17 protein-coding genes are annotated in these 20,969 nt (G+C 40.5%); 9 read left to right on the forward strand and 8 right to left on the reverse strand.

Going from position 1 to position 20,969, the window contains the following annotated elements; translation table 11 throughout:
- The first annotated feature begins 56 nt into the window (after positions 1-56).
- The 4 genes from HLH16_RS07975 (at position 57) to HLH16_RS07990 (ending at position 6,336) form a co-directional block, all read left to right on the forward strand.
- Positions 57-1,322 carry a carbohydrate porin gene (locus HLH16_RS07975; protein WP_171528908.1) on the forward strand — a complete coding sequence of 422 codons (1,266 nt, stop codon included), beginning with the start codon at positions 57-59 and terminating at the stop codon, positions 1,320-1,322.
- 166 nt (positions 1,323-1,488) lie between these two features.
- On the forward strand, positions 1,489-3,897 hold the full coding sequence (locus tag HLH16_RS07980; RefSeq protein ID WP_171528909.1) for a glucose/quinate/shikimate family membrane-bound PQQ-dependent dehydrogenase: 2,409 nt from the start codon (positions 1,489-1,491) through the stop codon (positions 3,895-3,897).
- Positions 3,898-4,214: 317 nt separating this feature from the next.
- Positions 4,215-5,858, forward strand: a complete 1,644-nt coding sequence (locus tag HLH16_RS07985) for a nitrite/sulfite reductase (RefSeq protein WP_171528910.1) — start codon at positions 4,215-4,217, stop codon at positions 5,856-5,858.
- Entirely contained in the window at positions 5,851-6,336 is a 486-nt protein-coding gene (locus HLH16_RS07990; RefSeq protein ID WP_171528911.1) for a DUF934 domain-containing protein, read from the forward strand. Before HLH16_RS07985 ends, HLH16_RS07990 begins: the two co-directional genes overlap by 8 nt.
- Before the next feature lie 64 nt (positions 6,337-6,400).
- Here HLH16_RS07990 and HLH16_RS07995 read toward each other — a convergent pair whose 3' ends face one another.
- The 3 genes from HLH16_RS07995 to HLH16_RS08005 all read right to left on the reverse strand — a co-directional run bounded on the left by HLH16_RS07995 (position 6,401) and on the right by HLH16_RS08005 (position 8,892).
- Positions 6,401-6,850: a VOC family protein gene (locus HLH16_RS07995; protein ID WP_171528912.1), complete on the reverse strand. Its 450-nt coding sequence runs from the start codon at positions 6,848-6,850 to the stop codon at positions 6,401-6,403.
- 230 nt (positions 6,851-7,080) lie between these two features.
- The gene (locus HLH16_RS08000; RefSeq protein WP_171528913.1) at positions 7,081-8,256 is read right to left on the reverse strand and encodes a thiolase family protein; all 1,176 of its coding nucleotides are present in this window, start codon (positions 8,254-8,256) and stop codon (positions 7,081-7,083) included.
- 114 nt (positions 8,257-8,370) lie between these two features.
- Positions 8,371-8,892 carry a GspH/FimT family pseudopilin gene (locus HLH16_RS08005; protein WP_171528914.1) on the reverse strand — a complete coding sequence of 174 codons (522 nt, stop codon included), beginning with the start codon at positions 8,890-8,892 and terminating at the stop codon, positions 8,371-8,373.
- A gap of 374 nt (positions 8,893-9,266) precedes the next feature.
- Between HLH16_RS08005 and omp38 the strand changes: the two genes are divergently transcribed.
- Both omp38 and HLH16_RS08015 read left to right on the forward strand, forming a co-directional pair.
- On the forward strand, positions 9,267-10,319 hold the full coding sequence (gene omp38, locus HLH16_RS08010; protein ID WP_171528915.1) for an outer membrane protein Omp38: 1,053 nt from the start codon (positions 9,267-9,269) through the stop codon (positions 10,317-10,319).
- A gap of 140 nt (positions 10,320-10,459) precedes the next feature.
- Complete coding sequence (locus HLH16_RS08015) at positions 10,460-11,296, forward strand: alpha/beta fold hydrolase (protein WP_171528916.1); 837 nt, start codon at positions 10,460-10,462, stop codon at positions 11,294-11,296.
- Positions 11,297-11,348: 52 nt separating this feature from the next.
- On the opposite strand, the gene HLH16_RS08020 is transcribed toward HLH16_RS08015, so the two are convergent.
- The 3 genes from HLH16_RS08020 to HLH16_RS08030 all read right to left on the reverse strand — a co-directional run bounded on the left by HLH16_RS08020 (position 11,349) and on the right by HLH16_RS08030 (position 15,285).
- Positions 11,349-12,815 (reverse strand): amino acid permease, encoded by a 1,467-nt coding sequence (locus HLH16_RS08020; RefSeq protein WP_171528917.1) that lies wholly within the window; start codon positions 12,813-12,815, stop codon positions 11,349-11,351.
- Positions 12,815-13,849: a methyltransferase gene (locus HLH16_RS08025; RefSeq protein WP_171528918.1), complete on the reverse strand. Its 1,035-nt coding sequence runs from the start codon at positions 13,847-13,849 to the stop codon at positions 12,815-12,817. Before HLH16_RS08025 ends, HLH16_RS08020 begins: the two co-directional genes overlap by 1 nt.
- A 65-nt stretch (positions 13,850-13,914) precedes the next feature.
- Positions 13,915-15,285, reverse strand: coding sequence for a uracil-xanthine permease family protein (locus tag HLH16_RS08030; protein ID WP_171528919.1), 1,371 nt, complete (start codon positions 15,283-15,285; stop codon positions 13,915-13,917).
- Positions 15,286-15,458: 173 nt separating this feature from the next.
- On the opposite strand from HLH16_RS08030, the gene typA reads away from it, so the two are divergent.
- Both typA and mscL read left to right on the forward strand, forming a co-directional pair.
- Positions 15,459-17,297, forward strand: coding sequence for a translational GTPase TypA (typA, locus tag HLH16_RS08035; protein ID WP_131290103.1), 1,839 nt, complete (start codon positions 15,459-15,461; stop codon positions 17,295-17,297).
- Positions 17,298-17,515: 218 nt separating this feature from the next.
- Positions 17,516-17,947 carry a large conductance mechanosensitive channel protein MscL gene (gene mscL, locus HLH16_RS08040; protein WP_171528920.1) on the forward strand — a complete coding sequence of 144 codons (432 nt, stop codon included), beginning with the start codon at positions 17,516-17,518 and terminating at the stop codon, positions 17,945-17,947.
- A gap of 217 nt (positions 17,948-18,164) precedes the next feature.
- Here the strand turns inward: mscL and HLH16_RS08045 are convergent, their stop codons facing one another.
- Both HLH16_RS08045 and mutM read right to left on the reverse strand, forming a co-directional pair.
- A complete protein-coding gene (locus HLH16_RS08045) occupies positions 18,165-18,446 on the reverse strand; it encodes a peptidylprolyl isomerase (RefSeq protein WP_171528921.1) in 282 nt (93 codons plus the stop codon).
- Entirely contained in the window at positions 18,443-19,297 is an 855-nt protein-coding gene (gene mutM, locus HLH16_RS08050) for a bifunctional DNA-formamidopyrimidine glycosylase/DNA-(apurinic or apyrimidinic site) lyase (protein ID WP_171528922.1), read from the reverse strand. The genes HLH16_RS08045 and mutM overlap by 4 nt, the downstream gene beginning before the upstream one ends.
- Before the next feature lie 399 nt (positions 19,298-19,696).
- On the opposite strand from mutM, the gene HLH16_RS08055 reads away from it, so the two are divergent.
- Positions 19,697-20,965, forward strand: coding sequence for a carbohydrate porin (locus HLH16_RS08055; protein ID WP_171528923.1), 1,269 nt, complete (start codon positions 19,697-19,699; stop codon positions 20,963-20,965).
- The last annotated feature ends 4 nt before the right edge of the window (positions 20,966-20,969 follow it).

A 20,969-nucleotide genomic window follows, 5' to 3' on the forward strand; every position in this document is an offset into this window, starting at 1 on the left:
GGCCAAGTGAACGAAAAATAAGCGGAATATTTATAAATATAATTATGGTTCCTTATATGCACTTATCTCCTCAAGTAAAGGCAGTTTTAGTTGCATTCGCTGCTTTCTTATCTGGTTTTTCTGTAGCAAATGCGAGTGATGCATTTGCTGCAGAAAGCCCGTGGATGCTCGGTGACTGGAATGGTCAGCGTACTGCATTGCAAAAACAAGGTTATGATTTTAGTTTCGGTTATACCGGTGAAATGGCAACTTTGCTCGATGCAAAATATGCCTCAAGTCACGGAACTGAATACGCAGACCAGTTTGAAATTGGTACGTATTTAGACTTAGAAAAGATTGCAGGTTGGAAAGATACTGAAGCCCAAATTAATATTACCGAGCGTAATGGCCGTTCACTGTCTAATACTTCAGATGCTTTAAATGGTCAATCTACAAGTGTAGAAAATGGTCATTTAAGCTCTACGCAAGAAGTCTGGGGGCGTAGTCAAACATGGCGTTTAACTGATTTTTGGATCAAGAAAAAATTCTTAGAGCAAAAATTAGATGTGAAAGTCGGTCGTTTTGGTGAAGGTGAAGACTTCAATAGTTTTTACTGTGATTTCCAGAACCTGGTACTTTGTGGTTCACAAGTGGGTAACTGGGTCGGTGATCAGTGGTACGACTGGCCTGTAAGCCAGTGGGCTGCACGTGTGAAATATAACGTCATTCCAGAGCTTTATGCACAGGTGGGCGTGTACGAATACAACCCGGAAAATTTAGAACGCGGCAAAGGCTTTAATCTCAGCACTGATGGTTCTAAAGGTGCGATTATTCCTGCAGAAGTGGTTTGGACACCGAAACTGGGTGAACAAAAACTGCCGGGTGAATACCGTGCCGGTTATTACTACAGCACAGCTGATGCTGCAGTGATTAGCAATCAAGATCAAAAAGATCATCATCAAGGCGGCTGGATTGTTGCGAAGCAACAATTGACTGTGCATCAAGCTGATGTATCTCGTGGTTTATCTGGTTTTATCAATGCGACTGTTCATGATTCAGAAACCAACAATGTGAGTGATATGCAAAACATCGGGCTGGTTTATAAAGGCGCGATGGATTCACGCCCTAAAGATGAAATTGCTTTCGGTGTTGCGCGCATCAACATGAATGATGATCTGAATGATGGCCGTAGCGAAGAATATGATGCAGAGCTTTACTATGGTTTACATGTAACCAATTGGTTAACGATCCGTCCAAATGTTCAATATACTCGCCATGTCGGTGCGTATAAGAACGGCGAAAATGCTTGGGTGGGTGGTCTCAAGTTCCAGACAGCATTTTAAGGTTTATTTAGAGACTTAAAACGTAGAGAGGTAGTCAGCGGTGATTACCTCTCATTTTTTTTAGAGAGACTCGTTTTTGTAGCTGATGTACATACGGTTAATCAGAAGGGTTATGACGAATCCTTTTGATTAACCCTACTGAAAATCAAAGATTAAGGTGGTTGATATGAATAATCCATCTACAGGAACAGGAATGCGTACATTTAGCGTCATTATTTTGGCGATATTTGCGTTGATCCTGCTGATAGGCGGTATCTGGCTAGCGGTACTAGGCGGTTCAATTTATTACATCGTTGCCGGTTTATTGTTGTTGGCAACAGCGGTTCTTCTAAAGAAATTGGATTCTAAAGCATTTTTTGTGTATGCCATATTAATGCTGGGTACTATCATCTGGGGTGTTTGGGAAGCAGGTACTGACTTCTGGGCACTTGCACCACGTTTCGATATCTTGGGTTTACTGGGTTTATGGTTATTGATTCCTGCGGTTTCTCGCGGAATCAGTGAGGCGAAAACAGCTAAAATTGCATTGTCTGGTACTTTGATCATTGCCATTGTGGTCATGATCTATGCAATTTTTAACGACCCGCAAGAAATTAATGGTGAAATTAAAACTGCGCAGCCTAAACAGGCGCAAGCCATTACTGGTGTAGCAGCTGAAGATTGGCCTGCTTATGGTCGTACTCAAGCGGGTGTACGTTATTCTCCTTTAAACCGGATTAACAGCGCCAACGTTAAAGATTTACAAGTCGCCTGGACGTTCCGTACTGGCGAAATGAAAACTGAGAATGACTCAGGCGAAACCACAAACCAAGTAACGCCAATCAAAGTCGGCAATAACATGTTTATGTGTACCACACATCAACGGCTTATCGCGCTTGATCCGGCGATGGGTAAGGAAAAATGGAGCTTCGATCCTAAGTTAAAAGCAGACAATACGTTTCAGCATTTAACCTGTCGTGGTGTTTCTTATTATGATGCGGGTAATACTGTACAGTTTGCAAAAAGTTTAGAAAGCAAACGTTCTAGTTCTGAACTTTGCCCTCGTAAAGTAATCTTGCCTGTGAATGATGGTCGGCTAGTTGCAATCAATGCGGACAATGGTCAACGTTGTACTGACTTCGGTAAAAATGGTGAAGTTGATCTGCAAAAAGACATGCCATTCCCGTATTCCGGCGGTTACATCCCAACATCACCTCCAGTCATTACTGGTACGACCATCATTATTGGTGGTTCTACCACAGATAACTACTCTACTGAAGAACCTTCAGGTGTGATCCGTGGCTATGATGTAAATACAGGTAAACTACTTTGGGTATTTGACACTGGTGCAGCAGATCCAAATCTGATGCCTGCTCCAGGTCAAAAATTTGTTCACAACTCGCCAAATGCTTGGGCACCACTGGCTTATGATGAAAAATTAAACATCGTATATGTGCCAACTGGTGTAGGTACTCCGGATATCTTCGGTGGTCACCGTACTGAACTTGATGAGCGTTATGCAAACTCCATGCTTGCATTGAATGCATCCACAGGTAAATTGGTCTGGAACTTCCAAACCACCCATCATGATTTGTGGGATATGGATGTACCGTCACAACCTTCTTTAGCTGACATCAAGGATAAATCGGGCAATATTGTGCCTGCAATCTATGTGTTGACTAAAACAGGGAATGCGTTTGTGTTAGATCGTCGTACCGGTGAAGCGATTGTTCCAATCACGGAAAAACCAGTACCTCAAACAGTCAAACGTGGTCCACAAACCAAGGGCGAGTTCTACTCTAAAACTCAACCGTTCTCTGATTTTGACCTTGCACCAAAAGAAAAATTGACGGATAAGCAAATGTGGGGCGCAACCATGTTTGACCTATTGATGTGTCGTGTTTACTTTAAATCATTGAACTATGATGGCATTTATACGCCACCTTCTGAAAACGGTACTTTGGTCTTCCCCGGCAACTTGGGCGTGTTTGAATGGGGCGGTATGTCTGTTAACCAGGACCGTCAGGTTGCAGTAATGAACCCAATCGGTTTGCCATTTGTGTCTAGACTGATCCCTGAAGATCCAAACCGTAAACAAACGGCTAAAGGTGCAGGTACTGAAGCGGGTGTTCAACCGATGTACGGTGTGCCTTACGGTGTAGAAATCAAAGCCTTCTTGTCACCATTTGGTTTACCTTGTAAACAACCGAGTTGGGGCTTTGTAGTGGGTGTTGATCTCAATACGCATGAAGTAGTTTGGAAAAAACGTATCGGTACAATCCGTGACAGCTTACCTAAATTGTTCCAATTACCAGCAGTTAAAATTGGTGTTCCTGGTCTAGGTGGTTCAATTTCTACAGCGGGTAACGTGATATTTGTGGGGGGTACGCAAGATAACTATCTACGTGCTTATAACGTAACAAACGGTGATTTGTTGTGGGAAGGTCGTCTACCTGCGGGTGGTCAAGCAACACCGATGACTTATGAAGCCAATGGTAAACAGTATGTTGTGATTATGGCCGGTGGTCATGGTTCATTCGGTACTAAAATGGGTGACTATTTAGTAGCGTATGCTTTACCAGAGCAAAAGAAATAATCCTTAAAATTAAAAAAGCCTGATTCGTCAGGCTTTTGTATTGGGTAAATTTAATCATTTTTAAATATAAAAAGTAGAGGAGTTTATTCACTTAGATTTTCACATTTATTCTTTATATGAAAAATAGTGATAAACAAATGAAAACAACATCAAATCTGATTAAAAGCCGCATGATTTTGCTGTAACTCGCTATATCCGTGAAATCTCGACATGCTTATCAATAAAACCGCTATTAAATATGTAAAAAACGCATTTTGTTGATAGTTTAAATCTCGTTATGCTGTCAGCCGTTATAATGAACCTACTAGCTGTACGCCATGTATTTATATACTGATTTCGATCAGCAACTGATCAATGAACGTGTTGCACAGTTCCGTGACCAAACGGAACGTTATTTAGCGGGTAAATTGACGGAAGATGAATACCGTCCGCTACGTCTGCAAAATGGTTTATACGTTCAACGCTATGCGCCAATGTTACGTATTGCAGTGCCTTATGGTCTGATGAATTCTAACCAACTTCGTAAAATTTCGGATTTGGCAAAAGAATATGACCGTGGTTATGCACATGTATCAACACGTCAAAACATTCAGTTTAACTGGCCTGCACTAGAAAATGTGCCTGACATGTTGGCAGAACTGGCAACAGTTCAAATGCATGCCATTCAAACATCGGGTAACTGCATTCGTAATACCACAACTGACCAATATGCAGGTGTGGTTGCAGGTGAAATTGCTGACCCGCGTCCGACCTGTGAATTGATTCGTCAATGGTCAACGTTCCATCCTGAATTTGCTTTCTTGCCGCGTAAATTTAAAATTGCGGTGTCTGCATTGGCTGAAACAGACCGTGCAGCGGTTTCATTCCATGATATCGGTGTGTATATCGTGAAAAATGAAGCAGGCGAGATCGGCTATAAAATTAAAGTCGGTGGCGGCTTAGGTCGTACCCCAGTGATTGGCAGCTTTATCCGTGAATTCTTACCACGTGAAGATTTAATTGCTTATCTTGAAGCAGTCCTTCGTGTCTATAACTTGCACGGTCGCCGTGACAACAAATATAAAGCACGGATTAAAATTTTAGTAAAAGCTTTAACGCCTGCAGTATTTGCTGAAAAAGTTGAAGCTGAATTTGCCCATACTATTCAGACCTTGAAAATTCAGCCTGAAATCTTGAAAAAACTGGATGAAGAATTTACGCCATTTGATTATCAAGATTATGCAGATCAAGACTTCGCTGAACAGTTTGCTGCACATCCAAAATTCAAGCAATGGTTCAACATCAACACCAATGCACATAAAGTGAAAGGCTATCGTATTGTAACGATTTCGCTTAAACGTGCCGGTATTGCACCAGGTGATATGACCGTTGAAGAAATGAACTTGATTGCTGATTTGGCAGACAAATATACTTTCGGTGAACTTCGTACCACCCACGAACAAAATATTTCACTGGTCGATGTTCCTCAAAAAGACTTGTTTGAATTGTGGCAAATTCTTGAACAAAACAACCTTGCACGTGCGCATATCGGTTTCTTGACCGACATTATTTGCTGCCCAGGCGGTGATTTCTGCTCGCTTGCGAATGCGAAATCGATTCCAATTTCTGAAGCGATCTCTCGCCGTTTTGATGATCTGGATACTGTGTACAACTTGGGTCACATGGACTTGAACATTTCAGGTTGTATGAATGCTTGTGGTCATCACCATGTCGGTAATATTGGTATTTTAGGTGTCGATAAAAAAGGCACTGAATTCTACCAAATTACTTTAGGTGGTAATGCCGATCATGATGCTTCAATTGGTGACATCTTGGGACCATCATTTGCGGCAGATCGTGTACCTGACGTTGTTGAAGAAATTTTAAATACTTATCTTGATTTGCGTACTGAAGGTGAAGAGTTTATCGAAACCTACCGTCGTGTTGGCATTCAACCATTCAAGGAGCGTGCATATGCTTAATACCGCACTACCAGTGCTCTCTAAAGATGGCACAATTGCAGACAACACTTATCAATTGATGGGTGAAGATGGTATTTTACCGCAAGGTGATGTTGTTCTGACTGTAGAGCAGCTTGATCGATTGGAAAATGTACAAGGTAAAAAAGCTTTATATATTACTGTTGATGCTTCTCCTGAAGTCAATGAATTCCCGCTAGATCAGCTTGATGCAATCTTTATTGAGTTTGCAGGTTTTAATGATGGTCGCGGTTATTCATTTGCAGCATTGTTACGCCGTCAAGGTTATCAAGGCGAGCTTCGTGCGACAGGTGATATCTTTAAAGATGTCTTGAACTATTTAAAACGTTCAGGCTTCGATACTTTCGTGATTAAAGAGGGTAAAGATATTCAGGAAGCGGCTGCGGGTTTAAATGATTTTAAACATCCGTATCAAGCCTCTACTGCGGTTGCTCAGGCAAGTTATCAAACAGGTGCTTAATCTTAATTAAGTTGCTGTAAAAAAGCTGGATTGATTCCGGCTTTTTTTGTCTGTAAAGAAAATATTACATTGCTTCTAGTTGACAATTGATCATCCATTTAATTCCAAACTGATCGGTAAAAGCCCCATATAGTGCGCCCCAAAAGGTTTTTTCTAAGGGCATTTCAATTTGTCCATTCACAGATAAAGTCTCAAATAAACGTTGTGCTTCCGCTTGTTCATTGGCGTTGAGATTAATTGAAATATAGTGATTATTACCTTTAGTAAAAACCGTATTGGTTTGTGCGCAGAATTGATCATTGGTATCGGATGCCATCAGTTCTGTATATTCATTGATGGGTAGCGAAACATGAAGAATTAGATTTTTATCTGTTTCAGATAGCGTGATGCCTTCTGCAGGTGGCATTTCACCATAACGGGTCAGATTTGAAAACTCGCCTCCAAAAACTGATTTATAAAAGTTAAAGGCAGCTTCAGTTTCACCTTGGAAATTGAGGTAGTGATTGAGTTGCATGAGAGAACTCCTTTTTTTCTACTTCATTTAATCTAACCAGCTTTATTTAATTTTTACGTGAAGAAAGCTTATAAAAATGTAAGCATAAAAAATCCCTCTTTTGAGGGATTTTTTATGCCCCTCCTTGAAAAAGGAGGGGCTAGGGGAGGATTGCAAAAGCCTCTCTCTTGCATTTCAATTTAAAGCATTGCTTTAAATATCATTTAGGGAGAGAAAGTTAAAACAGTAAATTAAAGTAATTCAATCGCCACAGCAGTCGCTTCACCACCACCGATACACAGTACAGCAATCCCTTTTTTACCACCCGTACGCTTAAGGGCATGGATTAATGTCAGGATAATACGTGAGCCTGTTGAACCTACTGGATGACCGAGTGCACAAGCACCGCCATTAATATTCACTTTTTCTGGATCTAGTTTGAAATCATCCATAGGGCACATGGTCACCATGGCAAATGCTTCATTGATTTCCCAAAGGTCAACATCTTGTGCATTCCAACCGGTTTTGTTTAACACTTTTTGGATTGCGCCAACAGGTGCAATAGTAAATTCAGAAGGATGTTGTGAATTTGATGCATAAGCCACAATTTTCGCCAAAGGTTTTAAACCTTTTGTGGTTGCATTATCTGCTGAAGTAAGTACAAGTGCAGATGCACCATCAGAAATAGAGCTGGCATTAGCGGCAGTAATCGTACCGTCTTTCGCAAAAGCAGGACGAAGTGTTGGAATCTTTTCGATATTTGCATTGAATGGTTGTTCATCTTTATCAACGACCACATCGCCTTTACGCGTTTTCACCGTCACAGGTACGATTTCATCAGCAAAGTAACCTTCATTGACGGCAGTTTGTGCACGTTTTAATGAACGAATGGCAAAGTCATCCATTTGTTCACGTGTATAGCCACGTGTATTTGCCATATCTTGTGCAAAAGAACCCATGAGGCGGCCTGTTTCAGCATCTTCAAGGCCATCTAGAAACATGTGATCTTTCACATCACCATGGCCCATGCGGTAACCTGCACGTGCTTTGGTCAATATATAAGGTGCATTGCTCATTGATTCCATACCGCCTGCAACCACAATTTCAGCAGAACCTGCTTTAATCATATCGGCAGCTTGCATCACGGCTTTCATGCCTGAACCACAAAGTTTGTTGATGGTGACTGCGCCAGTTGAATCAGGCAGACCTGCTTGACGCATTGCCTGACGTGCAGGTCCTTGCTTTAAACCGGCAGGGAGTACGCAGCCCATAATGACTTCTTCGACATCGGTTGGTTGTAATCCTGCACGAGCAATGGCTTCTTTAATTGAAGTTGCACCAAGTTCAGGTGCTGTTACATCCGCTAAGCTACCTTGAAAACCGCCCATAGCTGTACGTGCGCCATTTACAATTACGATGTCTGTCATTTTTTTCTCTCCGAGATTTACTTTTTAGTGGATTATTTTCCAAACATAAGCAGTATATTGAAAAATCAACAGGAATAAAGTCTGTTTGTTCTCCACCTTTAGACTGATAAGTTTTTAGCAGCTAAGTGGATTCTCAATACGGGTATGTCCCATACGACTAAGAACAATCTTATAATGAGGTTGTTGGTAAATAGAGCAATAATAGAAACTGCCATTTGATCCATTCGGAAGCCCATTTTCAGCTTGAAAAGTTAAGCTGGGAATACTCAAAGTACCTCTCCAATCTAAATTTCCATATTTCAGCTCAGTTGCTTCTGTAGAGATAATTTTTTCATCAGTATCTGCCTGCCTGTTTTTATTTGTATCTAAAAAGACAATAAAACCTGAATTCCAATGGCTTGCCTGGCAATTTACTTTATTTGGACTGGGACAAATAACAACATTGGTGTGGTGTATAGCAGCATGTGATTTTGCCAATTGAATACTTGAAACCAGTGTATGGGTAATTTTTTTGATTTCTTGTTTAGCCCTTGTTTCATGAAAATAAGGTAAGGCTATGGAAGCAATAATCGCTAAAATAGCAAGCGTAACAATGAGCTCAATGAGTGTAAAACCCGTTTTTTGTTTGGAAATCATTAAATTAACCTTGTAATGTATTTTTTTTAGTTTTTTGTGTTATTAATATTTTGTTTTTTAATAGTTTTTTTAAAATTAATATTTATTACTCAACTTTTAAGAAAGCTGTTAAAATAATTTGCAAGTGACAATAAGCTATTCACAAGAATAAATTGAGTAAAAAATTACCGAATTACAACGGAAATTGTAAGTAATTTTGTCAATAATTTACTTGATTAAAGTTATCAAGCACTTGGAAAAAAAATAAAGTGTTTGTATGATTCAAAGTGACTAGCTTTAGAATAAAACTGGGGTATAAAAAAGCCTATCTCAGGGTGGTCAAAAACTTTAAGCTTGAACTTGAACAACAATTGTTATCTCTGGAGGATAAATCCATGAAAATGAGTCGTATTGCTTTAGCAATGCTCGTTGCTGCACCTTTAGCTGCTGCAAACGCTGGCGTAACTGTTACTCCATTAATGGTCGGTTATACATGGCAAGATACTCAACACAACAATGGCGCTAAAGACCACTTGATGGACTCTGCTGATGGTGAGCTACAAGACGATTTATTCGTTGGTGCTGCGCTTGGTGTTGAATTAACGCCTTGGTTAGGTTTTGAAGCTGAATATAACCAAGTGAAAGGTGATGTAGAAGGCCTTGGTGTACCTGCAGGTGCAGAGTATAAACAAACTCAAATCAATGGTAACTTCTATGCTACTTCTGATTTGATCACTAAAAATTACGATAGCAAAATCAAGCCATATGTACTTTTAGGTGCTGGTCATTACAAATATAAAGCTACAGGTTCAATTGCGGATGGTGAGTCTGAAGAAGGTACTTTAGGTAATGCTGGTCTTGGTGCTTTCTGGCGCTTAAATGATGCTTTATCTCTACGTACTGAAGCTCGTGCTACTTACAACATCGATGAAGATTTCTGGAACTACACAGCTTTAGCTGGTCTTAATGTCGTTCTTGGTGGTCACTTGAAACCAGCTGCTCCTGTAGTTGAAGTTGCTCCAGTTGAACCTGTAGCTCCAGTTCAACCAGCTCCACAAGAGTTGACTGAAGACCTTAACATGGAACTTCGTGTGTTCTTTGATACAAACAAATCAAACATCAAAGATCAATACAAACCAGAAATTGCTAAAGTTGCTGAGAAGTTAGTTGAATATCCAAACGCTACTGCTCGCATCGAAGGTCACACAGATAACACTGGTCCACGTGCATTGAACGAACGTTTATCTTTAGCTCGTGCTAACTCTGTTAAATCTTCACTTGTAAATGAATACAATGTAGATCCAGCTCGTTTGTCTACTCAAGGTTTCGCTTGGGATCAACCGATTGCTGACAACAACACTAAAGAAGGCCGTGCTATGAACCGTCGTGTATTCGCGACAATTTCTGGTAGCCGTACAGTTGTTGCAGAACCAACTCAAGCTCAATAATTAATTATTGATCTAATCTAAAAAAGCAGCCTTAGGGCTGCTTTTTTATGTTCGCTACATAAGCATAACTTGTTTAATACACTGTTTCATTTTTATCTTGTTCTAATAAACACCCTACACAATAAAAAGAGGGTAAAACAATGAGCCAGATGTTAACGACCAAAGATGGTACCTCAATTTATTATAAAGATTGGGGTAGTGGTGCTGTAGTTGTCTTTTCACATGGATGGCCTTTATCGAGTGATGCTTTTGAAGACCAAATGTTATTTTTAGCGGAGCATGGCTATCGAGTTATTGCATTTGATCGGCGTGGACATGGAAGGTCCAGTCAACCTTGGGCTGGTCATAGCATTGATCAATATGCAGAAGATTTACATCAATTGGTTGAACATTTAAATTTGGATAGTTTTGCATTGGTCGGGCATTCCACGGGTGGGGCGGTAGTCACACGTTATACTGCAAAATATGGACAGCAGAAGGTTACTAAACTTGCGTTGATTGCGGCTGTGACTCCGTTAATGATTAAGCGAGATGATTATCCAGACGGAGTTGATCCAGAAGTATTTGATGAAATGCGCGCAAATTTATTGGATAACAGAGCTGATTTTTATCTGGATTTTGCTAAAAAATTTTATGGTTACGACAAATTGCTCAACAAAAACTCTGAAGGTGTGGTGCAAAATTTTTGGCGTATTGCTATGCAAGGTTCAATCAAAGCACATTATGATTGTATAGAGGCTTTTTCCGAAACAGATTTACGTGAAGATTTAAAACAGCTCACTGTGCCGACTTTGGTGCTTTATGGAACCGCAGATGAAATTGTACCACCCGAAATTTGTAGTCAGCAGGCGGTAAAGCTTTTAAAGCATGGAGTGGAAGAGCAAATTAAAGGGGCGCCGCATGGTTTATGTACCACCCATAAAAATGAAGTTAGTTTTGCTTTAAAACAATTTTTTGCAGAAGATTCATTATTATAGGAATAAAAAAAACAGCCCGAAGGCTGTTTTTTTATTTAAATAGAATTGAAGCTTAATCACGTTCTACGTTCATAGGTTGAACATCCATTTCTTTATATGGAATAAGTTTGGTTTTATATTTCCATTTATACCCTAACCAGATCGCAAGAAATAACGGAATACTGATATAGGTTGAAAGTAAACCTAACCAATCAATTTTTCCACCAATCAGTGCTTCATAGTTCTGACCTAGAATAATGATCGAGCAAAGGATAAAAGCAAACCATGGTGCAAAGGGGAAGAATTTGGCTGTATAAGCTAAATCTTCGAGTTTATAGCCTTGTGCTAAATAGCCTTTACGGAAACGATAGTGTGAAATGGCAATACCTAACCAAACAATAAAGCCACACATTCCTGACATATTCAGTAACCAGTTAAAAACTTCTTGTTCGCCAATAAATGTGGTTAAAAAGCAAAGTGCGGCAATTGCAGTGGTGGCGTAAAGCGCATTCATCGGTACGCCACGCGAGTCAAGTTTTGCAAACCATTTTGGTGCGCGTCCCTGACGTGCCATATCAAATAGCATACGGGTGGATGAATACATGCCTGAGTTACCTGCAGACAAAATAGCCGTCAGGATCACCGCATTCATTAAACTTGCAGCAAAAGCAAAACCTGCTTTTTCATACAACAATGTAAATGGTGAAAGGGTAATGTTGTCGCTTGCAGCAGCTTGTAAAAGACGAGGATCATCATAGGCAACTAATGTACCGATGATAAAAATACACACCACATAGAACAATAAAATACGCCAGAAAATTTGCTTAATGGCAACTGGAATGGTTTTCTTCGGATCTTTGGATTCACCTGCGGCAACCCCAACCATCTCAGTTCCCTGAAACGAGAATCCGGCAATCATCGCAACGCCAATCATCGCTTGTAAGCCGCCCACGAAAGGTGCATCACCTTTGGTCCAGTTGGCAAAGGTCACCATATTCGGGGTCAGCATGATTTTCGCAATCATGGTAATACCAATAATGATAAAGACAATAATCGCAACTACTTTGACAAGAGAGAATAAAAATTCAGTTTCACCAAAGCCTTTGACGGTCAGGGCATTAATAGCAAAAATAATGGTCAGGAAAATGGCACTCCAGTAGAAACCTGGAATATCGGGGAACCAGAACTTCATAATAAACTGTACGGCAACCAGTTCAAAAGCCACGGTAATGGCCCAGTTGTACCAATAATTCCAGCCTAAGGCGAATCCAAAACCACCTTCCACATATTTAGTCCCATAGGTGAAAAATGCACCTGAAGTGGGGTTATGTGTGGCAAGTTCGCCCAAACTCGTCATTAAGAAATAAATCATTAAACCAATAAGAGCATAAGCCAGCAATGCGCCACCGGGACCTGCATTGGCAATGGTTGCACCAGAAGCCAAGAATAAACCTGTACCGATGGAACCACCAATGGCGATCATATTCAGATGGCGAGCACCAAGCTTACGCTGTAGGTGAGGTTGATCTGTTTCGCTCATCATTGTTCCTTAACATTTTTTTTCGTGTTGGCGAACAACACTTTAAAGCCTTGTTGGTCTGCTTTAGTCGTACACTGACCAAAATTCTGCTCAATTAATAATGGATAATTCAGAAAGCGGTTTGCCACAATCCACAATTCACCGCCCGATTTTAAATGACGTCGTGAAGTTTTACATAAGCTTTCACTGGCGTTGTAATCGGTATGGATGCCCTGATGGAAAGGCGGATTGCTGACGATGGCATGTAAAAATAGCGGCGCATCTTCAATACCCGTCACTGCGGTAATTTCAAGTTGCTCTGGCGAAAGACTATTTTTTTCAAAGGTCATTCGGGTAGAAGCCAAAGCAAATGCATCAACATCCATCGCAAAAATTCGATTTTTCGGATTCAGTTTGGCGAGATAAGCACTGATTACCCCGGCACCACAGCCAAAGTCGGCAATTTTACCTGAAGTCACTTGTGATAAAAAAGGCAAGAATACGGCTGTACCCACATCTAAACGATTTTGACTAAATACACCCGGAAGTGCACAAATGGTTAAATCACCGTTAGGTGTCGCTACGGTATATTGCTGCGCCCAATCTGCCAAAGCTTTTGCAGTCACGGTAGAGTCAATGGTGACTTGCCACATTTGGCAATGACGTGCACTGTCGAGTTTGAGTGCTTTGCCATAAGGCTGTAATTGCTTGGCTGCACGTTCGACACCGGCTTTCTTTTCACCCACCAGGAAGATTGAAGCACCTAGACCTAAACAGCTTACGACATTATGTAAGATGTAATTTAATAATTCTTTTGATTTAGGCACAAAAATGATTGCTTGATCAAAGCTGCCTTCAGGAAGGTCGACACCAAAATGTACATGGGCTTGTTGCGACTGAAAATATTGAAATTCATTATAATTCCATGTCCACAAACATGGAGTGATGTCTTTCTCTAAATTGGAAAGTAAGTCATCCGTCGGTGCATTAACAAGCAACACACGTCCAGAAAGATATTCATGCTGTCGAATGACAACTTCACTTCTTGGATCCATTTTTTATCTCGCCATTGAAAAATTCTGCCCAGACAATGCTGGGCAGAATTGATGCTGAAATGAAATTATTTCTTCGATTCAGGAAGAATAATATTTAATAACAATGCTGCAATACCACCAGTCGCAACACCAGAACTGAAGATGTTGCGGAATAATTCAGGGAGGTGTTCAAGAATTTGTGGCACTTGTGCAACACCTAAACCCAGTGCAAGCGAGATTGCAATAATCAATAATGCACGACGGTCTAATTGCACCCCTGAAAGGATGTTAATGCCCGAAGCTGCAACAGCACCGAACATCACCATAACAGCACCACCCAGAACGGCTTGAGGAACTGCTTGAATGACGCCGGCAACAGCAGGAAGCAAGCCAAGAATCACCAATAATGCGGCAATCCAGATACCCACATAACGGCTGGCTACACCAGTCAGTTGAATCACACCGTTATTTTGTGCAAATACAGAACTTGGGAAAGTGTTAAAAATACCCGCTAAGAATGAATTCGCACCATTTACAAGTACACCACCTTTAATACGTTCCATCCATTTCGGACCGTCTACCGGTTGGTTTGAAATTTTAGAAGTTGCGGTGATATCACCAATCGCTTCTAAAGAAGTCACCAGGTAAATAAAGGCCATTGGAATAAATAAGCTCCAAGAGAAACTTAAACCAAAGTGCATTGGGGTTGGAATCTGAACAATCGGTGCATCTTTCAAGCCCGAGAAATCCAGATGCCCCATAAAACCGGCAAGCGTATAGCCAATAATTAAAGCAATCAGAATCGCCGAGCTTTTTACCCAGGTAATACGTACACGATTCAAAATAATAATGATCGCCAGTACGGTACATGACATGATCAGGTTATCGGCATTGGCAAAGGTTTTATCGCCCATGGCCTGATAACCACCACCCATACTAATCAGACCTTCTTTAATTAAGGTCAAACCAATAAGCAGTACAACAATACCTGTAACCAGTGGAGTAATCAGCATTTTCACCCATGGTAAAATGCGTGAAACACCCATTTCAATAAATGAACCTGCAATCACCACCCCAAAAATAGAGGCCATTACCGCTTCAACAGGGGTGCCCGCAGCGACCATTGCTGAACCAATACCAATAATTGGACCAATAAAGTTGAAGCTGGTGCCTTGAACAATCAGCAAGCCTGCACCAAAAGGACCGACTTTTTTACATTGTAGAAAGGTGGCAATACCCGAGATCACCAATGACATTGAAAGAATCATATTGGTGTCTTGTTTTGAAACACCGAGGGCTAAACAAATCAGCAAACCAGGTGTGACAATCGGGACAATAATTGCAAGTAAATGTTGCAGTGCAGCTAAAAAAGCGATGAAGGGTTGAGGACGATCGTTCAATCCATAGACCAAATCAAGGCGCTCTTGTTGCTCGGGAGAGTTATTTAAATCAGACATGTAAGAAGGTACAGCAGCAATTTGCCGTTATTCTAATCGAGTTACAGGACATTACAAATGAAAAAAAGCGTGATTTGTCAAAAAAACTTGTAACTGTGAATGAACTGTCACTACTAAAACTTTGTATTTTTCTGTATAATTTGCCCTCAAATTTAATACGTATCGAATTATACATGTCAGATATTAAAACTCTCCGTAACATTGCCATTATTGCGCACGTCGATCATGGTAAAACGACTCTTGTAGACAAACTTTTACAGCAATCAGGTGCTCTTGGCGATCGCGCGGGCGAGATCGAACGTGTCATGGATTCGGGCGCTATCGAGTCTGAACGTGGTATTACCATTCTTGCAAAAAACACTGCAATTAAATGGACTGATGCTCGTACAAACACTGAATACCGCATTAACATCGTGGACACCCCGGGACACGCCGACTTCGGTGGTGAAGTTGAACGGGTAATGTCGATGGTTGACTGTGTATTGCTTCTTGTCGATTCACAAGAAGGTCCAATGCCACAAACTCGTTTCGTAACGCAAAAAGCGTTCGCACGTGGTTTGAAACCAATCGTGATTATCAATAAAGTTGACAAGCCAAGCGCGCGTCCTGATTGGGTAATTGACCAAGTATTCGACTTGTTCGACAACCTTGGTGGTACTGACGAACAGTTAGACTTCCCAATTGTTTATGCATCTGGTCTTCGTGGTGTTGCTGGTCCTTCTCCAGAAGAACTTGCTGACGACATGACTCCATTGTTCCAAACAATCGTAGACATCGTTGAACCACCAGCAGTTGACGTTGACGGTCCATTCCAAATGCAAGTGTCTTCACTTGACTATAACAGCTTCGTAGGTGTTATCGGTGTTGGTCGTATTCAACGTGGTTCTGTGAAATTAAACACGCCTGTTACTGTGATCGACAAAGACGGTAAAACACGTAATGGTCGTATCTTAAAAATCATGGGTTACCATGGTCTAGATCGCGTTGATGTTGAAGAAGCAAATGCTGGTGACATCGTTTGTGTAACAGGTATCGATGCACTTAACATTTCTGACACCATTTGTGATCCAAAAGCTGTTGAAGCTTTACCGCCATTGTCTGTAGACGAACCTACAGTAACGATGACATTCCAGGTAAACAACTCACCGTTTGCTGGTAAAGAAGGTAAATTCGTAACTTCACGTAACATTCGTGAACGTTTAGACCGTGAATTGATTCACAACGTAGCTTTACGTGTTGAAGATACTGATTCTCCAGACCGTTTCAAAGTTTCTGGTCGTGGTGAACTTCACCTTTCAGTTCTTATTGAAAACATGCGTCGTGAAGGCTTCGAGATGGGTGTATCTCGTCCTCAAGTAATCTTGAAAGAAGTTGACGGTGTAAAACAAGAACCGTATGAAAACGTAACATTTGACGTTGAAGAACAGCATCAAGGTGCTGTGATGGAACAAATGGGTCACCGTAAAGGCGAAATGACCAATATGGAAGTTGACGGTAAAGGCCGTATCCGTATTGAAGCAACTGTTCCTTCACGCGGTTTGATTGGTTTCCGTTCAGAATTCTTAACGATGACTTCTGGTACGGGTATCATGACGTCTAGCTTCTCGCATTACGGTCCAATGAAACAAGGTACTGTTGCGAAACGTCAAAACGGTGTGTTGATTTCTATGGTTCAAGGTACTTGCCTTGGCTATGCGTTGTTCACACTGCAAGACCGTGGTCGTCTATTCGCTAAACCTCAGTTAGAAGTTTACGAAGGTATGATCATTGGTATTAACTCACGTTCTGACGACATGACAGTTAACCCAACTAAAGCGAAACAGTTAACAAACGTACGTGCATCTGGTACTGATGAAGCGTTAACTCTAGTTCCTGCTGTAGAATACACGCTTGAACAAGCACTTGAATTCATTGAAGATGATGAATTAGTTGAAGTAACTCCTAAGTCAATTCGTATCCGTAAGCGTTACTTGACTGAGAACGAACGTAAACGTAACCGTTCTGGTAAATAATGATTTAATCAGTTTGAACTGATTTAAATGATTGAAAAAATGCTATCAATTCGTTGATAGCATTTTTTTTGTTTACAATTAGCAATCCAATATATTCAACATACATAATTCCGAGTAAATTAAAGGGAATTATGAGCTGTTATAAATGCATTACCGGATCAGACAGTTCTCAAAATATATTAATAAAGAATGCTTTAAAGATAAACTGGAGAAAAGATATGAGTATTGTTCAAGAATTTAAAGAATTTGCCATTAAAGGCAATATGATGGATTTAGCAATTGGTGTCATCATTGGTGGTGCTTTTGGTAAAATCATTGATTCATTGGTTAAAGACATTATTATGCCTTTAATCACTGTGATCACCGGTGGTGGCGTGGATTTCACACAGAAATTCTTTGTATTAGGAAAGAATCCCGATAATTTACAATCTTTAGATGCCTTAACTAAGGCGGGTGTAAACGTACTGACTTACGGTAACTTTTTAACCGTACTCTTAAACTTCCTGATTTTAGCATGGGTTGTGTTCTTAATGGTTAAAGTATTGAACCGTATCCGTAAAACTGAAGAAGCAGTTCCAGCAGCGACTCCTGAAGATGTTGCATTATTACGTGAAATTCGTGATGAATTGAAAAAACGTCCACAACTGTAATTTCAAGTAAATAAAAAACGGCATCTTGAGGTGCCGTTTTTTATGCCTTATTTATTCCCTCTCCTGAGCAAGTTTTAAAGTACTGCTTTAAAACGCAGCGCAAGTGAGGGCTAGGGAGAGGTTAAATGTAATCTATATGAATTTATTTAAATTATATCCATCCCCTTGCGGAATATATTCCTCACCTCCTAAAAGGAGGAAGGAGCAACAAAGATTACTAATCCATCCGAAATTTAATTTCCAATAAATGCCAGCCAAACTGACTTTTGATCGGGCCGTGCAATTCACGCTCAGCCAACGTAAATACAGCTTTATCAATCGAGCCCACCAACTGTCCTTTTTTAATATCACCGAGTTCACCGCCTTTTTTACCGGATGGACAGGTGGAATGCTGTTTAGCAATTTTCGCAAAATCTGCACCGGCTTTAATTTTATTTTTCAGCTGTTCAGCCAGTTCTTTATCTTTGACTAAAATATGACGGACGATGGCAGATTTCATGCTTTATTCTCTTTAGATGGAGTCTTGGTCGCTATTTTAACTTTTTTTAAAGGCTGACACTGTGGACAAAATACACTAGCGCGTTGTCCAAGCTTTAAATTTTCCAAAGTAGTTTCGCAGTTTACGCACATCTCGCCAGCACGGCCATAAGCCAACAGGGTTTGTTGGAAATAACCATTTTCACCCATCGCATTACTATAGTCACGCAAGGTAGAGCCACCTAAATCAATCGCCTGTTTTAAAATCCGTTTAACTTCAATCACGAACTTTTCAATTTGATCACGGGTTAAACTTGATGCTGGCTGAGCAGGGTGAATGCCTAAATTGAACAGGCTTTCAGTGGCATAGATATTTCCAACACCGACCACGATATGATTATCCATAATCGCCACTTTGGCGCCGACATTTTTCTTTTTAAATTTTTCTGCTAAATATTCAGCATTGAAGGCCTCACTTAGGGGTTCTGGTCCTAAAGTATCAATCAGCTTGCTTTGCGAGTTGGAATCCAACCATAAAATACAGCCGAAACGGCGCGGATCGTGATAACGCAATTCTACATCTTCAAACTGAATGATCAAATGATCATGCTTGCGCAATTCTGTGTTGGCATCACAAAGACGAAAACTGCCCGACATGCCTAAATGCCATAACATGCTGTCGTGCTCAAACTCCGCCAAAATATATTTAGAACGTCGGGTGAGTTTTAATAATTTTTGCCCTTTCAGTTTTTCAATATCGTCAGGAATAGGCCAACGTAAACGGGATTCACGGACTTGAACAGAAATCACTTTTTGGTCAATTAAAGGCAATAAACTGGTTTTGGTGGTTTCAACTTCTGGTAATTCGGGCATGTTGGATTCTAGTGTGAGTAGATAAAGCTAATATCGGGTTGCAAGGGAGTGAATGCAAGTTTTTATTTTGAGTGGCAACAGGCAAAAAATCTGATTTAACCTATAGATATCTATCTTTAGGATTGGTTAGAAATATATCAATTGGTATAATTTGAAATGCCATTTTCCACGGTGGTAATTATTTTTTAAATTTAATATTTTTAGTTAATACACTGAAAAATATTAATATATTTAATTTAAATTAAACTAATTGTTATTTGTTTTGCTTTATATATAACTTTTTATTTTTTATATGATAAAAAAATTGATGAGATTAATGTCTGAAAATTATGTAATTTTCACACAATATATACAATTTATTTGAATTGTAGTCTCTCGAACCTTGCTGTGATTTTCCTTATGAAAAAATTTAGTCTAGCTTTATTACCGACCTTGCTGTTGGTTGCCATGACACACACTCACGCTGAAAATGCTTTTGATCCAAATGGTCAATATCTATTGGGGGACTGGAGCGGTAAACGTACCGAACTGGCTGGGAAAGGGGTGAAATTTGATGCCAATATTGCTGCTGATGCTGCCTATTTAGCTGATGGCGGACGTGATGAGGGGAATGATAATGATCCGACTGTAGCAAGCCAATTGTGGTTAGGTTCGACTTTCGATATGGAAAAACTTGCCGGTTGGGAAGGTGTAACCATTCGTGCTGCGGTGAGTGCACGTCAAGGGCAAAGTACCACAGTCGATGATTTACAGGGTGAGGTGCCGCAACTTGCCAATGTTCAAGCGAACTTTGGCCGTGGCAACCAAAAAACACGTTTAAGCGAATTGTCGATTGAAAAGAATTTCAAAGCGCAGGGTGTAAGTGTCAAAGTTGGTCATTTAGGTCTGGGTATGGACTTTAACGTGATGGCATGTGATTTCCAAAGTACCGCATTTTGTGCAGCACAAATGGGTAAATGGCAAGGTAATATCTGGATGAACACGCCTGTTTCACAATGGGGTGGTCGTGTGAAATATCAGGTAACTCCAGAAGTATTTACCCAAGTGGGTGTGTATGAATACAACCCTGAAAATGCCTTGGAACGTCATGGCTGGAACTTGGATACCGACAATGCTGATGGTGTAACGATTCCAGTTGAAGTGGTCTGGCAACCTAAATCATTTGTGAATGGTTTGCCGGGGAGCTACCGTGTAGGTGGAATGTATAACACGGCTGATGAAGCTAAGAATCAATATGATGTCGCATATGAAAAGGGTACAGTAGCTGAAGATCGTACCTATGCTGGTTGGTTGGCTGTGGAACAGCAATTGACTTCGACAGGTTCAGGTAAACAGGGTTTGCATAGCTTTGCCAATTTCACCTGGCATGACCGTACCACCAATAAAGTTGATAATTCACAACAAATCGGTGTGAAATATATTGGTTTACTGGATTCTCAACCCAATGACATTCTAGGTCTGGGTGTAAACCGTGTACACGTGAATGACCGTATCAATAATGCCGCATTTAATGCCAGTGCTGAATACAATGTTGAATTGAACTACAGCTATTACCCAACCAAATGGTTAATGCTTCGTCCGAATATTCAATATGTGATTAACCCAGGCGCTACAAATAACGTAGACGATGCCTTGGTGCTTGGTTTAAGCTCTAAAGTATTATTCTAATATA

This window comes from Acinetobacter sp. ANC 5378 (assembly GCF_013004315.1).
Classification (GTDB): Bacteria; Pseudomonadota; Gammaproteobacteria; order Pseudomonadales; family Moraxellaceae; genus Acinetobacter.

Coding starts and splice junctions, on each gene's coding strand:
- HLH16_RS07975 (WP_171528908.1), top strand. CDS start 57: ATGCACTTATCTCCTCAAGTAAAGGCAGTTTTAGTTGCATTCGCTGCT.
- HLH16_RS07980 (WP_171528909.1), top strand. CDS start 1,489: ATGAATAATCCATCTACAGGAACAGGAATGCGTACATTTAGCGTCATT.
- HLH16_RS07985 (WP_171528910.1), top strand. CDS start 4,215: ATGTATTTATATACTGATTTCGATCAGCAACTGATCAATGAACGTGTT.
- HLH16_RS07990 (WP_171528911.1), top strand. CDS start 5,851: ATGCTTAATACCGCACTACCAGTGCTCTCTAAAGATGGCACAATTGCA.
- HLH16_RS07995 (WP_171528912.1), bottom strand. CDS start 6,850: ATGCAACTCAATCACTACCTCAATTTCCAAGGTGAAACTGAAGCTGCC.
- HLH16_RS08000 (WP_171528913.1), bottom strand. CDS start 8,256: ATGACAGACATCGTAATTGTAAATGGCGCACGTACAGCTATGGGCGGT.
- HLH16_RS08005 (WP_171528914.1), bottom strand. CDS start 8,892: ATGATTTCCAAACAAAAAACGGGTTTTACACTCATTGAGCTCATTGTT.
- omp38 (WP_171528915.1), top strand. CDS start 9,267: ATGAAAATGAGTCGTATTGCTTTAGCAATGCTCGTTGCTGCACCTTTA.
- HLH16_RS08015 (WP_171528916.1), top strand. CDS start 10,460: ATGAGCCAGATGTTAACGACCAAAGATGGTACCTCAATTTATTATAAA.
- HLH16_RS08020 (WP_171528917.1), bottom strand. CDS start 12,815: ATGAGCGAAACAGATCAACCTCACCTACAGCGTAAGCTTGGTGCTCGC.
- HLH16_RS08025 (WP_171528918.1), bottom strand. CDS start 13,849: ATGGATCCAAGAAGTGAAGTTGTCATTCGACAGCATGAATATCTTTCT.
- HLH16_RS08030 (WP_171528919.1), bottom strand. CDS start 15,285: ATGTCTGATTTAAATAACTCTCCCGAGCAACAAGAGCGCCTTGATTTG.
- typA (WP_131290103.1), top strand. CDS start 15,459: ATGTCAGATATTAAAACTCTCCGTAACATTGCCATTATTGCGCACGTC.
- mscL (WP_171528920.1), top strand. CDS start 17,516: ATGAGTATTGTTCAAGAATTTAAAGAATTTGCCATTAAAGGCAATATG.
- HLH16_RS08045 (WP_171528921.1), bottom strand. CDS start 18,446: ATGAAATCTGCCATCGTCCGTCATATTTTAGTCAAAGATAAAGAACTG.
- mutM (WP_171528922.1), bottom strand. CDS start 19,297: ATGCCCGAATTACCAGAAGTTGAAACCACCAAAACCAGTTTATTGCCT.
- HLH16_RS08055 (WP_171528923.1), top strand. CDS start 19,697: ATGAAAAAATTTAGTCTAGCTTTATTACCGACCTTGCTGTTGGTTGCC.